At 74.3% G+C, this 13,677-nt stretch carries 12 protein-coding genes; 9 read left to right on the forward strand and 3 right to left on the reverse strand.

Translation table 11 applies throughout. The features are described from left to right. The first annotated feature begins 1 nt into the window (after window position 1). Window positions 2–1,237 (forward strand): EAL and HDOD domain-containing protein, encoded by a 1,236-nt coding sequence (locus EDJALFJO_RS16065; protein ID WP_088287018.1) that lies wholly within the window; start codon window positions 2–4, stop codon window positions 1,235–1,237. On the opposite strand, the gene EDJALFJO_RS16070 is transcribed toward EDJALFJO_RS16065, so the two are convergent. Together EDJALFJO_RS16070 and pgm are read right to left on the reverse strand one after the other, a co-directional pair. Beyond that, window positions 1,186–1,617, reverse strand: a complete 432-nt coding sequence (locus EDJALFJO_RS16070; RefSeq protein WP_088287019.1) for a hypothetical protein — start codon at window positions 1,615–1,617, stop codon at window positions 1,186–1,188. The two genes, EDJALFJO_RS16065 and EDJALFJO_RS16070, sit on opposite strands and share 52 nt — an antisense overlap. An 80-nt stretch (window positions 1,618–1,697) precedes the next feature. Then, entirely contained in the window at window positions 1,698–3,350 is a 1,653-nt protein-coding gene (pgm, locus tag EDJALFJO_RS16075; protein ID WP_088287021.1) for a phosphoglucomutase (alpha-D-glucose-1,6-bisphosphate-dependent), read from the reverse strand. A 186-nt stretch (window positions 3,351–3,536) separates the two neighbouring features. Here pgm and EDJALFJO_RS16080 point away from each other — a divergent pair, with 186 nt between their 5' ends. From EDJALFJO_RS16080 to EDJALFJO_RS16105, 6 genes are all read left to right on the forward strand, one after another. After that, window positions 3,537–4,331, forward strand: a complete 795-nt coding sequence (locus EDJALFJO_RS16080) for a HipA family kinase (RefSeq protein ID WP_088287023.1) — start codon at window positions 3,537–3,539, stop codon at window positions 4,329–4,331. Next, window positions 4,328–4,771 carry a DUF3037 domain-containing protein gene (locus EDJALFJO_RS16085; protein ID WP_088287038.1) on the forward strand — a complete coding sequence of 148 codons (444 nt, stop codon included), beginning with the start codon at window positions 4,328–4,330 and terminating at the stop codon, window positions 4,769–4,771. The genes EDJALFJO_RS16080 and EDJALFJO_RS16085 overlap by 4 nt, the downstream gene beginning before the upstream one ends. 524 nt (window positions 4,772–5,295) lie before the next feature. Further along, entirely contained in the window at window positions 5,296–7,749 is a 2,454-nt protein-coding gene (locus EDJALFJO_RS16090) for a copper resistance protein CopC (protein WP_088287024.1), read from the forward strand. A 184-nt stretch (window positions 7,750–7,933) separates the two neighbouring features. After that, window positions 7,934–9,538, forward strand: a complete 1,605-nt coding sequence (locus EDJALFJO_RS16095; RefSeq protein ID WP_088287026.1) for a multicopper oxidase family protein — start codon at window positions 7,934–7,936, stop codon at window positions 9,536–9,538. Beyond that, entirely contained in the window at window positions 9,520–10,020 is a 501-nt protein-coding gene (lepB, locus tag EDJALFJO_RS16100; protein WP_198950357.1) for a signal peptidase I, read from the forward strand. Before EDJALFJO_RS16095 ends, lepB begins: the two co-directional genes overlap by 19 nt. Before the next feature lie 147 nt (window positions 10,021–10,167). After that, window positions 10,168–11,187: a pirin family protein gene (locus EDJALFJO_RS16105; protein WP_088287027.1), complete on the forward strand. Its 1,020-nt coding sequence runs from the start codon at window positions 10,168–10,170 to the stop codon at window positions 11,185–11,187. 6 nt (window positions 11,188–11,193) lie between these two features. On the opposite strand, the gene EDJALFJO_RS16110 is transcribed toward EDJALFJO_RS16105, so the two are convergent. Beyond that, window positions 11,194–11,376, reverse strand: coding sequence for a hypothetical protein (locus EDJALFJO_RS16110; protein WP_088287029.1), 183 nt, complete (start codon window positions 11,374–11,376; stop codon window positions 11,194–11,196). Between the two features lie 114 nt (window positions 11,377–11,490). Between EDJALFJO_RS16110 and EDJALFJO_RS16115 the strand changes: the two genes are divergently transcribed. Further along, complete coding sequence (locus EDJALFJO_RS16115) at window positions 11,491–12,366, forward strand: Fpg/Nei family DNA glycosylase (RefSeq protein ID WP_088287032.1); 876 nt, start codon at window positions 11,491–11,493, stop codon at window positions 12,364–12,366. A gap of 211 nt (window positions 12,367–12,577) precedes the next feature. After that, window positions 12,578–13,677: lytic transglycosylase domain-containing protein (locus tag EDJALFJO_RS36105; protein ID WP_198950358.1), on the forward strand; the 1,100-nt coding region annotated here is incomplete at its 3' end.

Raw genomic sequence — 13,677 nt, forward strand, 5'->3', positions numbered from 1 at the left:
GATGGGAGCACGCGCCACGGGCGCCCCGCTCCCGACGGCTGCCGTCCACGTGGGCCGGCAGCCGATCTTCGACGAGACCGGCGCCCTCTACGGGTACGAGCTGCTCTTCCGCGACACCGCGGGCGCGACCGCCGCGGAGGGCAACGGGGACGCCGCGACGACCCGCACGATCCTCGCCGCCTTCACGGCCTTCGACGTCTCCGACCTGCTCGGCGGCCGGCTCGGCTTCGTCAACCTCACCCGGTCGTTCCTCGTCGGTGAGCTCCCGGTGCCGTTCGACCCGGGCGGCGCCGTCCTCGAGGTGCTCGAGACCGTCGAGATCGACGACGACGTCGTGGCCGGCACCCGGCGGCTCGCCGAGGAGGGCTACCCGATCGCCCTGGACGACTTCGTGTGGTCCAGCGCCGCCGAACCGCTCCTGGAGATCGCCTCGATCGTCAAGGTCGACGTCCTCGGGCTCACGTGGGACGAGGTCATGGCGACGGCCACCCGCTCGGCCCGGCACGGCTGCCGGCTCCTCGCGGAACGCGTCGAGGACGAGGCCATGCTGACCCGGTGCACCGAGGCCGGGTTCACGCTCTTCCAGGGCTACCACCTCGGCCGGCCGCAGACGATGACGGCGCAGACCCTCGCCCCCGGGCACGCCGTCGCCCTCCAGCTCCTCGCCCGGCTCAGCGACCCGGCGACGACGGCCCGGGACGTCGAGGAGATGCTCCGCTCGGACCCCGCCCTGACCTTCCGGCTGCTGCAGATCGCCAACTCGGCGTCCAACGGCCTGACCCGCAGCGTCTCCTCGATCCGGGACGCCGTCGTCCTCGTCGGGCTGCAGACCCTGCGCGCGTGGCTCGTGCTCATCACGCTCTCGGGCATCGGCGGCAGCGCGGACCGGCTCGGCGCCGCGCTGACCCGGGCCCGCACCTGCGAGACCGTCGCCCGGGGCTCGGCCACCGTGCGCCCCGACGTGGCATTCACCGTCGGCCTGCTCGACGGCATCGCCCAGAGCCTCGGGACGGACGGTGAGCAGCTCCTCGAGCGGCTCCCGCCGCTGTCCGACGAGCTCGCCGACGCCCTGGCCGGCGGCCGGGGCCCGCTGCGCACCCTGCTCGACGCCGTCCACGGCTACGAGACCGGCGACCTCGCGGCCGTCGCGGCGTCCGGGGTCGACCCCGGCGCGCTCGCCGAGGCCTACCTCGGGGCGCTGGCGTGGACGAACCGGACGGCGTCCGCGGTCGGCTGACGGCGCACGCGCAGCCGGGCGAGCAGCCGGTGCCCGAACCGGTCGCGGCGGGTGAACCGCGAGACCTTCGTCGGCTTGTCCGGCACCGAGGCGAACCCGAGGTAGTACCCGGCCTCGCAGGCCGCCCCGCACAGCGCGTCGAAGCGCCGCTCGGCGGCGTCGAAGGACAAGCTCGCCCGCTCGTAGCCGGCGAGGTCGGTGTCGGCGAGCGCAGCGGTCATCCGGTCGTTGGCGGCCGCCATGACCCGGGCCGTGACGTCGAGCGCGCGGGTCAGCTCGCCGCCCGCGCGGACCTCGCTGCCCGACCGGACCTGCACGACGGAGGGACCGGCGACGGCGGCGGCGCGCAGGGCGCCGAGGGCGCTCGAGGTCGGGCACATGGCACACACTCCTTCAGGGTTCGTCCCCCGGAAGGAGCCGTCCGGCCGCGACCAGATACGGCGCCGTCGGCCCCGGTGCGTCAGGCGCCGCCGAGCGCCTCCGACACGACCTGCTTGGCGGCCTCCTGCACCTGGGCGAGGTGCTCGGGGCCCTGGAACGACTCGGCGTAGATCTTGTAGACGTCCTCGGTGCCCGACGGCCGGGCCGCGAACCACGCCGACTCCGTGACGACCTTGAGGCCGCCGACCGCCGCGCCGTTGCCCGGCGCCTCGGTGAGCTTGGCGGTGATCGGCTCGCCGGCGAGCTCGGTCGCGGTGACCTGCTCGGCCGACAGCTTCGCGAGCGCGGCCTTCTCCTCGCGGCTCGCTGCGGCGTCGATCCGGGCGTACGCCGGGTCGCCGAACTCTTCGGTGAGGGCGCGGTAGTGCTCGCTCGGGGACTTGCCGGTGACGGCGAGGATCTCGGAGGCGAGCAGGGCCAGCAGCAGGCCGTCCTTGTCCGTCGTCCACACCGAGCCGTCGGTGCGCAGGAACGAGGCGCCCGCGGACTCCTCGCCGCCGAACCCGACCGAGCCGTCGAGCAGCCCGGGCACGAACCACTTGAAGCCGACGGGCACCTCGAGCAGCGTGCGCCCGAGCGAGGCCGCGACCCGGTCGATCATCGACGACGACACGAGGGTCTTGCCGATCGCCGTCCCGTCGCCCCAGCCCGGTCGGTGCGCGAAGAGGTACTGGATCGCGACCGCGAGGAAGTGGTTCGGGTTCATCAGGCCGGCGTCCGGGGTGACGATGCCGTGCCGGTCGGAGTCGGCGTCGTTGCCGGTCGAGATCTGGAAGGCGTCGCGGTTCGCGATGAGCGAGGCCATCGCGGACGGCGACGAGCAGTCCATCCGGATCTTGCCGTCCCAGTCCAGCGTCATGAAGCGCCACGTCGCGTCGACGAGCGGGTTGACGACCGTGAGGTCGAGGCCGTGCCGCTCGCCGATCTCGCCCCAGTAGTCGACGCTCGCGCCGCCGAGCGGGTCGGCGCCGATGCGGATCTTCGCGTCCCGGATCGCCGCGATGTCGAGCACCGAGGGCAGGTCGTCGACGTAGGTGCCGAGGTAGTCGTACCGCGACGTCGTGTCCGCGGCGAGCGCCCGGGCGAACGGCACCCGCTTGACGTCCGCGAGCCGGGCCTCGATGAGCTCGTTGGCGCGGTTCTCGACCCACTTCGTCGCGTCGGTGTCCGCGGGGCCGCCGTGCGGCGGGTTGTACTTGAACCCGCCGTCGTAGGGCGGGTTGTGGGACGGGGTCACGACGATGCCGTCGGCGCGGCTCGCGTCGTCGTCCGCCTTGCCGCGGTTGTGGCGCAGGATCGCGTGCGAGACCGCGGGCGTCGGGGTGAACCGGTCGCGGTCGTCGACGAGGGTCGTCACGTCGTTCGCGGCGAGCACCTCGAGGGCGCTGACCCAGGCCGGCTCGGACAGGCCGTGGGTGTCGCGGCCGATGAACAGCGGCCCGGCGATGCCCTGGGCGGCGCGGTAGTCGCAGATCGCCTGCGTCGTCGCGACGATGTGCGCCTCGGTGAAAGCGCCCTTGAGGCTCGACCCGCGGTGCCCGGAGGTGCCGAAGGCGACGCGCTGCGCCGGGTCGGACAGGTCCGGCCACGTCGTGTAGTAGGCGGTGACGAGGTGGGCGACGTCGACGAGGTCGCTCGGCTGGGCCGGCTGGCCGGCGCGGTCGTGGCTCATGGAGGCTCCCTCGTGCGTGCGGCACCGGCCCCGCTGGTACGCCGGGCGGCGATCGCAGGCTAGTGCCCGGCTCCGGAGGGTGCACTTGTGGAACACCGACTGTTCCACGATCCGCCCGGGCGTGCGCCGACCGGTCGTCCGTGTGCGGACGAACGGCCCGGCTCGCGGGCTGGCAGAGTTCACCCCGTGCGACGGACGGTGCGAGCGACGCGGTACGTCACCCCCCTGCGCGAGGGCGGGTCGCTGCCGGGCATCGTCGAGGCGGACGACGACGGCACGTACGTCGTGAAGTTCCGGGGCGCGGGGCAGGGGACGGCGTCCCTCGTCGCCGAGGTCGTCGTCGGTGAGCTCGGCCGCCTGCTCGGGATCCGGGTGCCCGAGCTGGTCGGTGTCGACCTGGACCCGGAGATCGGCCGCCGCGAGCCCGACGAGGAGGTCCAGGACCTGCTCGCCGCGAGCGCCGGCCTCAATCTCGGGATGGACTTCCTCCCCGGGTCCGTCGGGTACGACGGGCTCGGCTGGACGCCGCCGGTCACCGAGGCGCTCGCCGTGCACTGGCTCGACGCGTTCACGGCGAACGTCGACCGCACGTGGCGCAACCCGAACCTGCTCGTCTGGCACCGCGCGCTGTGGGCGATCGACCACGGTGCCGCGCTCGTCTTCCAGCACGCCTGGCCGGACGTCGACCGCTGGGCCGCTCGGCCCTACGACCTCGCCCAGCACGTGCTGGGGCCGGTCGTCGCGCAGGCGTCCCGGGCGCAGGCCGCGGACGCCGACGCGCACCTCGCGGGGCTCGTCACCGCCGACAGCCTCGGCGAGGTGCTCGCCCTCGTGCCCGACGCCTGGCTGCTCGGGATGAACGCCGCGCTCGGCGACGACCGGCCGGCCGGCGCCTGGCGGGACCGGTACGTCGAGTACCTGCTCGCCCGGGTCGGCGGCGCGCGTCCGTGGTGGCCGCCGCTGCACGGGGTCGCGGCGTGAGCACCCGCGGCGGGGCCGCCGACGGGCGCCGTTTCCTCGCGGGCGAGGGACCTGCCGCCGGTGAGCGGGTGCCGTTCGAGTACGCGGTGCTGCGGGCGGTCCCGCGGGTCGACCGCGGCGAGTGCGTGAACATCGGGGTCGTCCTCTACTCGCAGGCGACCGACTACCTCGGCTGCGCCCTGCACGTCGACGCCGCCCGGCTGCGGGCCCTCGACGCCGGCGTCGACGTCGACGCGGTCGAGGCCGTCCTCGCCGGGATCCGCGCGGTCTGCCACGGCGACCCGGCCGCCGGCGGCGCCGCTGCCGAACCCGCGCGGGTCCGCTTCGGCTGGCTCACCGCCCCCCGCAGCACCGTCGTCCAGCCCGGGCCCGTGCACTCCGGCCTGACCGCCGACCCGGCCGCCGACCTCGACCGCCTGCTGGAGCGCCTGGTCCGCTGACCGTCATGTCCCAGCAAGCCGACATGCCCCGACGGGCGACCACGACGCAACCACCACTGCGCCTTCGGTGGCACAACCGGCCCTGACGAGGACTTCCGGTCGCGTTGTGGCGCCTCGCTGGCACCGAGACCCGACCCGTGGCTCGCTCCTGATGGCAGAGCAAGACGGTCGCCTGGGCGGACGGCGTGCGCCGGCCCCGGGGGCCGACCGCGCCACAGCTTCGTCGTTGCCGCGGGAAACGCGGGGCGGATGCCGGGGTGTCGGCGAGCAACGACGAAACTGTGGCGCGCCGTGCCCATGGCTCGCTGGTGATGGCAGAGCAAAGCGTCGTGAGGTGGTTCCGGGGCGAGCGTGGCGGAGCGGCACGTGGATGCCGGCCCGACCGGACCGGCCACGAGGGGCCGGCGGGAACGTGCACGACCACATGACAGGCACCGCCGGTCGGATGACAGTCGCCGTGACGCCGCGCCGCCGCGCCGCACCCCGACCTAGCGTGGACGGATGGACGCGACCGGGGAGGCGTCATGAGGCGTGCCGTCGCCGCGGCCGTCACCGCGCTCGTCGTGGTCGCCGGGTCGGCCGTCGCCGCGGTCGGTCTCGCGCCGCCGGCCGCGGCGCACGCCCGCGTCGTCGGCACCGAGCCGGCCGCCGGCACCGACCTCGCCGCGCCGCCGGAGCAGGTCGTCGTCCGCTTCAGCGAGCCGGTCCGCGGGCCGGTCACGGTGCTCGTCCGGGCCGGGGACGGTTCCTCCGCGACCGCCGGCGCGGCCGACGTCGACGCACTCTCCGTCGTGCAGCCGGTTCGGGCCGACGCCGCGGCCGGCCGCTGGACCGTCGTCTTCCGCGTCGTGGGCGCGGACGGGCACCCCGTCGCCGGGGCGGTGTCCTTCACGGTCGGCGGCGCCGGGTCGGGCCCGGCGACCGGTGCACCGGGGCCGGTGCGGTCGCCCGTGGCGATCGGGCTCGCCGTCCTCCTGCTCGCGGCCGCCGGCTGGACCCTGCTGCGCGGACGCCGGACGACGGCCCCCGCGGTGCGGCTCGGGGTCGCGGGGGCGCTCGTGGGCGGCGGCGTCCTCGTCGCGGCGCTCGCCGTCGGCGGCGGTGCGCCGCAGCCGGTCGCCGAGGGGCTGCCGGACGCCGGGGCACTCGTCGGCTGGGCCCGGCCGGCGCTGCGGCTGACCGTGGAGGCCGGTCTCGTCGTCGCCTACGGGCTGCTGCTCGGGGCGAGCGTCCTGCTGCGCCCCGCCCCGTCCGGCGCGGCGGCGACGGCACCGCGCTCAGCCGGACCCCGGGTGCCGGCCTCGGACGTCGCGTTCGCCGGGGCCGTCGCCGGGGTCGCGGCGCTCGCGGCAGCGGTCCAGGTCTGGGTCACCGCGAGCGACATCCGCGGGGTCGGGCTCGTCGCCGGCGCCGACCCGGACGCCGTCACCGCGTTCCTCCTCGAGGACCCGCAGGGCCGCACGCTCGCCGTCCAGCTGCTCCTCGCCGGGGCGACGGCGGTGCTCGCGACGGGGGTCGCGCAGGGCCGGGTCGGTGTCCCGCGCCGGTTCGCCGCCGGGCTGGCCGCGCTGGCGGCCGCCGCGCTCCTGCCGCCGCTGACCGTCGGCCACCTCGCCGTCACCCCCGGACCGGGCCTGGCCGGGACGGTGCTCGCCGTGCACGTCCTCGCCGCCGCGACCTGGGTGGGCGGCCTCGTCGCGCTCGTCCGGACCGCCGCAGTCGTCGGCGCCGACGGGCTGCGCGCCGCGCTGCCCGGCTGGTCCCGGCTCGCGCTGGGCTGCGCGCTCGCGGTCGGCGCGACCGGGCTGGTCAACCTCGCGCTGCGGCTCGACGGGCCGGCCGGTCTCGCCACCGGCTACGGCCTCGTCGTCGGGGTCAAGGTCGCCGCCTTCGCCGGTCTCGTCGTGCTCGGCGCCGCGCAGCGCCGCCGGGTCGCCGGTGCCCTGGCGGACGGCGCGACCGCCCGCGCCGCTGCCGTGCGGGCCGTCGTCCGGCTGGCCGTCGTCGAGGTCGTCGTCATGGCCGGCACCTTCGCGGCCGCCGCGGCGCTGACCCGGACGCCGTCCCCGCCGCGCACCGTCGACCCCGCCCAGCTCGACGGCGACGGCTCGGAGGCCGTCCTCGGCTTCGCGCCGCCGCTGGAGGCGACACCGCTGCGCCTGCTCACCGGGCACCTCCTCGACGGCCCGGCCCTCGTGCTCGTGGCCGCGACGGCGTGGTGGGTGTGGCGATGCCTGCGCGGCCGCGACGCCGGTCGGACGGCGGCCGGCTGGGCGGTCGCCGGGGTCGCCGTCCTCGCCTGGTCCACCGTCGGCGGGCTCGGGCTCTACGCCCGCGTCGGGCTGCCGGCGGCCGTGGGGGCACATCTCCTCGTCACCGTCGGCGTGCCGCTGCTCCTGCTCCGGGCCGGTCTGGCCGACGCGCTGCCAGCACCGCTGCGCCGGGTGCCCGCCCCGCTCGCCGCGGCGCTCCTGGCGCTCGTCACGGCGGGCCGGTTCGTGCCCGGGGTCCAGGACGCCGTGACGTCCACGCCGGGCGGGTACTGGGCGGCGCTCGTCGCCGGGCTCGGGGCGGGGCTCGTGGCCCTCGCGCGCTGCGTGCCGCCGGTCGCTCCCGGCCGCCTCCGGCTGCTCGGCCCGGGGCCGCGGGCGCTCGTCCTCGCGGCCGGGGTCGTCGCGTGCGGGGCGCTGTCCTGGTGGCTCGTCGGGACGGCGACCCTCGTCGGGCTCGACTGGTTCTCCGGGTTCTCGGTGCCGTACCTGCGCAGCTTCGGCGACGACCAGCGCCGGGCCGGGTTCGTCGCCTGGTTCGCCGGCGGGCTGCCCCTGCTGGCCCTGCTCGGGGGTCTCGTCCTCGCGGCGGGCCGCGGCGGGTCGTCGGGTGCGATCGACGCTCCGGAGAGCCTTCGCAACGCTCCGGAGTCGATCGAGGACGCGTCGTCGATGACACGTGCCGACCCCGCTCGTCCGAACACCTGACGAGCGCCCCCTAAAGCAGGGGGTTTGCCGATTTAGCACTCCCTTAATCGCCGTCGGGTGCGCAATCTGGACTGGTCGGGAACAGGAAGTGCTTTTCCCTCGACCGCGGTGACAGGGCAGTCCCGCGGTCCAGGAGGCCGCCGTGCGCGAGCGTCCCGACGTCCGTGATGAAGAGGGGCGAACCATGTCGACGAGCCGACGATCGGCGCTGCAGTTCGGAGGGCTGTCCCTGCTGGGGGCCGCCGCTGTCGGTGTCCCGGTGGGCAACGCCGTCCGCGCGAAGGCCGCGGGCACCCTCGGCAAGAAGGACATCCCCCCGCGGTACACCCGCCCGCTGCCGATCCTCTCGCCGCTCGCCCCGGCCGGCACGAAGACGCTCACCGGCCCGGGCGGCTCCTACTCCGTGCCGCGCTACGACATCGTCGAGAAGGAGTCGTCCGCCCGGATCAGCCCGCGGTTCGACACGAGGATGTGGACGTACAACGGCATCTTCCCCGGGCCCATGATCAGCGTCGACCGCGGCCAGGAGGCGGTGATGCGGGTGCGCAACCAGCTGCCCGCGGTCCACCCGCTCTTCGGCTACGAGTTCAGCACCTCGACGCACCTGCACGGGTCGGCGTCGCTGCCGCAGTACGACGGCTACGCGAACGACCTCACGCCGCCCGGGTTCTACAAGGACTACGTGTACCCGAACGCCCAGAACGCCCGGACGATCTGGTACCACGACCACCGCGTGCACTGGACGGCGAACAGCGCCTACACCGGCCTCGCCGCGCCGTACATCATCCACGACGAGTTCGAGAAGTCCGTTCTCCCGCAAGGGAAGTACGACGTCACGCTGGTCGTCAACGACTGCATCCTCGACGCCCAGGGCCAGCTGATGCTGCTCGACAACAGCCACTCCGGGCTGTGGGGCGACATCGTCATGGTCAACGGGATGCCGTGGCCGTACCTCGAGGTCGAGCCGCGGGTCTACCGGTTCCGGATCCTCGTCGCGTCGATCGGCCGCTCGTACCGCTGGACCCTGAGCAACGGTGCACCGCTGCACGTCGTCGGCACCGACGGCGGGCTCGTCCCGACGACGCAGTCCGTCACGAGCTTCCGGCACGGGATGGCCGAGCGCTACGAGGTGCTCGTCGACTTCCGCGGCCAGGCCGGCAAGACGATCGAGCTGCGCAACCTCAGCAACAAGAACAACGTCGACTACGACCACACGAACAAGGTGCTGCAGTTCCGGGTCGGGTCGACGGTGACGAGCACGGAGAACAACACGATCCCGACGACCCTGTTCGACACGAACGAGGTCATGACGCTCAAGCGGTCGGACGCGACGAAGAAGCGGTACTTCCGGCTCCACAAGGAGCTCGACGTCTGGGTCATCAACGGCGAGACGTGGGACGAGGTGTCGGGCTCGAACTTCCGGCACGTCCAGGCCGACCCGGGCCTCGGCGACGTCGAGGTGTGGACGATCGAGAACAAGGGCGGCGGCTGGTTCCACCCGACGCACATCCACCTCGTCGACTTCCAGATCCTGTCCCGCAACGGCAAGCCGCCGATGGCGCACGAGCGCGGGCCGAAGGACGTCGTGTACGTCGGCGAGGGTGAGAGCGTCGACCTGCTCATGAAGTTCGGCCCGCACCGTGGGCGGTACATGATGCACTGCCACAACCTGTCCCACGAGGACCACGACATGATGACCCAGTTCTCCGTGGGCATGCCGAAGGACTGGACGTGGGACGACAACGACCCGGTGGCCGCCGACCCGTGCAAGTGGGACGACCTCGACTGACGCTCGCCGTCAGGGCGGCGGCCGTCCTCGTCGCCGCGCTGCTCGTCCGCGCGTTCGTCGCGCACCCGGACGTCGTCGAGTCGACGAGCATGACGCCGACCCTGCACCCGGGGGACGTCGTGCTCGTCGTCCGCCCGTCGCTCGCCGGCCTGCTCGACGGGCTCGACCGGGGCGACCTCGTCGTCGCGCGCGAGCCCGGCACCGGGGACGCCGTCGTCAAGCGCGTCGTCGGGCTGCCCGGGGACGTCGTCGAGATCGCCGACGCCGTGACGACGGTCGGCGGGGTCGCCGTCGACGAGCCGTACGTCGACCGCACGCGGATCGACGGCCTCTACTACGGCCCCGTGACCGTCCCCGCCGGCACGGTCCTGCTCATGGGCGACGACCGCTCGCGCTCGGTCGACAGCCGGGACTACGGCCCGGTGCCGCTCTCCGACGTCACCGACCGGGTCGCCGTCCGCCTGTGGCCCTGGACCCGCTGACCGTCCTCTGGTGGCTGAAGCACATCAAAAGTCGATCTTGAGGTGCTTGTCTCGCCAGAGGACGCCACCGGAGGCGGGGAACAGCCCGCCTCGCGCTGTAGTTCAGAGTTCAACTACAGTGGCAGCACCACCGACCCGGAGGACGCCATGCCCGCCGTCACCGCCGACACCCTCACGCTGACCCGGCTCCCCGCGCTGGACCCGGGGACGACGGCCTGGCGGGACGTCGTCAAGCTCGTCGTCGCGCAGCGCTTCCTCGAGGGCGAGGGCTTCGCCGTCCGGCGGCCGTTCCCGAGCACCGACCTCGCGCTCGCCGACCCGTTCCTCCTCCTCGACCACATGGGGGCCGTCGAGTACGCGCCGGGCGAGGCCAAGGGGGCGCCGTGGCACCCGCACCGCGGGTTCGAGACGGTCACCTACATCATCGACGGCGCCTTCGAGCACACCGACTCCGCAGGCGGCGGCGGCCTCATCGCCGACGGCGCCACTCAGTGGATGACGGCCGGCTCGGGCGTCATGCACTCGGAGCTGCCGACCGCCGAGCTCGTCGCGAGCGGCGGCCTCTTCCACGGCCTCCAGCTGTGGGTCAACCTGCCCCGGGCCGACAAGTGGGCCCCGCCGCGCTACCAGGACATCGGCGCGCACGACGCCGCGCTGCTCTCGACGCCGGACGGCGGCGCGCTCGTCCGGCTCATCGCCGGCGACCTCGCGGGGCACGCCGGGCCGGGGAACACCTACACGCCGATCACCTACCTGCACGCGACGGTCTCGCCCGGGGCCCGGCTCGACCTGCCGTGGCCGGCCCACTTCAACGCGATGGTCTACGTGCTCTCCGGGCGCGGGGTCGTCGGTGCCTCCGGCCGCCCGCTCGAGGAGGGGCAGCTGGTGGTGCTCGGGGCCGGCGACGCCGTGACGCTCACCGCGGCCGCCACCCAGCCGCAGGCCTCGGCGCAGGGCTGGGAGGTCATCGTGCTCGGCGGTCTCCCGCTGCGTGAGCCGGTCGCCCGCTACGGCCCGTTCGTCATGAACACCAAGGCCGAGATCATCGAGGCCGTCGAGGACTTCCAGCGCGGCACCCTCATCCGCTCGACCCCGGAGCACGTCGCGTCCCCGACCGAGCCCGGGATGGCGCACCGCACGAGCGCCGACGAGACGCTCGACGGCTGACGCGCGTCAGTCGAAGTCGAAGATCGAGTTCCCGCCGTAGAAGTGCAGGACGTGGCTGCACCGCCCGCAGATCATCAGTGTCATGCGGTGCGTCGTCCAGCCCCAGCGGGAGTCGCTGCGCGCCTCCTCGCGGCTGAAGTCCTGGCCGCCGCACAGGGGGCAGGTGAGCTGCGGGGTCTCGTACGTCATCTCGTCTCCCGAGGGTCGGGCCGGCGGTCCTGGCGGTGCGACGGGAGCCTGCCGCGCCAGGTTCCCCCGTCCGCACGGATGCACGCCCGGCGGCTCTGCGGGCACACTGGGGCGATGCCTGAACTGCCCGAGGTCGAGGCGCTCGCCGAGTTCCTCCGCAGCCGTGCCGTCGGCCGGGTCGTCGCCCGGGTCGACGTCGGCTCGATCAGCGTCCTCAAGACCTACGACCCGCCGCCCACGTCGCTCGCCGGGCTCACCGTGACGAACGTGGCCCGGCACGGCAAGTTCCTCGACATCGACGTCGACGGCCTGCACCTGGTCTTCCACCTCGCCCGTGCCGGGTGGCTGCGCTGGTCGGACAACCTGCCGACGACCCCGGTGCGGCCGGGCAAGTCCCCGCTCGCGCTGCGGGTGCTCCTCGACGACCCGGACGTCGAGGGCCGCCCCGGCTTCGACCTCACCGAGCAGGGCACCCAGAAGCGGCTGGCGGTGTACGTCGTCCGCGACCCGCAGGACGTGCCCGGGATCGCCTCGCTCGGGCCGGACCCGTTCGCCGAGGACTTCGACCGGGCGACGCTCGCCGGGATCCTGACCGGCAGCCGGCAGCAGATCAAGGGTCTCCTGCGCGACCAGAGCATCCTCGCGGGCGTCGGCAACGCGTACAGCGACGAGGTCCTGCATGCGGCGCGGCTGTCGCCGTTCGCCATCGCGGGCTCGCTCGACGAGGCCGCCGTGGACCGGCTGTACGCCGCGATGCACGACATCCTCACGGCGGCCGTCACCACCGCCCGGGGCAAGCCCGCCAAGGAGCTCAAGGACGCCAAGCGGGCCGGGATGCGGGTCCACGGGCGCACCGGGCAGCGCTGCGAGACATGCGGCGACACGGTGCGCGAAGTGAGCTTCGCGGACTCCTCGTTGCAGTACTGTCCGACCTGCCAGACGGGCGGCAAGGTCCTCGCGGACCGCCGGCTGTCGAAGCTCTTGCGGTGACCCTCCACCCGTCACTGACAGCAATTCCTGCATTCTTGTACGGAGAGTAACTTCCCCTGACTTTCCGCTTCGCGTCATGTCATGCCTCATGGCAGGTTCATGACGATTCGCCTTTGGCCCTATGCCGTGGCATGCCCGCGTGCATAGTGTCGGACCCATGCCAGGCGGGGGCCGCGCTCGGAAGCGCACGCGTGCCCTTTCCCATCGATCCGTGCGACGAACTGCGCGGACAGTGGGGAAGGTCATGGCGCTCTGCCTGCCCTTCGCCCTCACCGCGAGCCTGTCGGCCGACATCGGCCGCGCCTCGGAGAACGAGGACGGTCGCAACGCCTGGCTCAAGACCCTCGTCGGCCCCGTCGCGGGCGGCTCGGGGTCGAGCGTGGTCGGGCAGGCCGGCCCGCAGACGCCCGTGCTGCCGGCCGGCGGTGACCTCCAGGTCCTCGTCATCACCGAGGGTGCGGACGGCGAGGCGGTGCCGGGGATCCAGACCGGCATCGGCGCGAACACCCCGGTGCCCGCGGGCGACACCCGCCTCACGACGTCGCTGACCCGGTCCGGCATCCCGGTCCGCGCGCTCACCGCCTACGTGGCGGCCGCCCAGACCGAGGCCGCGCAGGACCCGTCCTGCAAGATCCACTGGAGCCTGCTCGCCGGCATCGGCCGGGTCGAGAGCAACCACGGCCGGTTCGGCGGCGCGGGGATCACCGCGGACGGCAAGGTCTCCCCGCCGATCCTCGGGCCGCGGCTCGACGGCTCGCACGCGGGCTGGGCGACGATCCGGGACACCGACCGCGGCCGCTACGACGGCGACCCGTCGTTCGACCGCGCGGTGGGCCCGATGCAGTTCATCCCCGGGACCTGGGCGGCGTACGCCCGTGACGCCGACGGCAACGGCACGATCGACCCGCAGGACCTGGACGACGCAGCCCTCGCCGCGGCCCGTTACCTGTGCGCCGGCGGCGGGGACCTCTCGACGCAGCAGGGCCGCTGGAACGCCGTCTACCGGTACAACCGATCGACGAGCTACGTCCAGCTCGTTCTCGGCCTCGCCGACAGCTACGCGAGCGGCCGGGCCGCGCCGCTGCCGAACCCGCTGCCCGGGCCCCCCGGCCCCATCTCCGAGCCGCCGGCGACGCCGAACCAGCCCGCGCCCGGCGTCCAGCCGGAGCCGAAGCCGGCTCCGAAGCCGACGCCCAAGCCGACGCCCACGCCGACCCCCACGCCGACGAAGACCGGGACGCCGCTGCCGTCGTGGTCGTCGGGTCGGCCGTGGTGGTCGACGTCGTCGGGTCCGGCGGCGGCGGCCACGGA

The sequence above is a fragment of the Kineosporia sp. A_224 genome (assembly GCF_002198655.1).
Lineage (GTDB): Bacteria > Actinomycetota > Actinomycetes > Actinomycetales > Kineosporiaceae > R-H-3.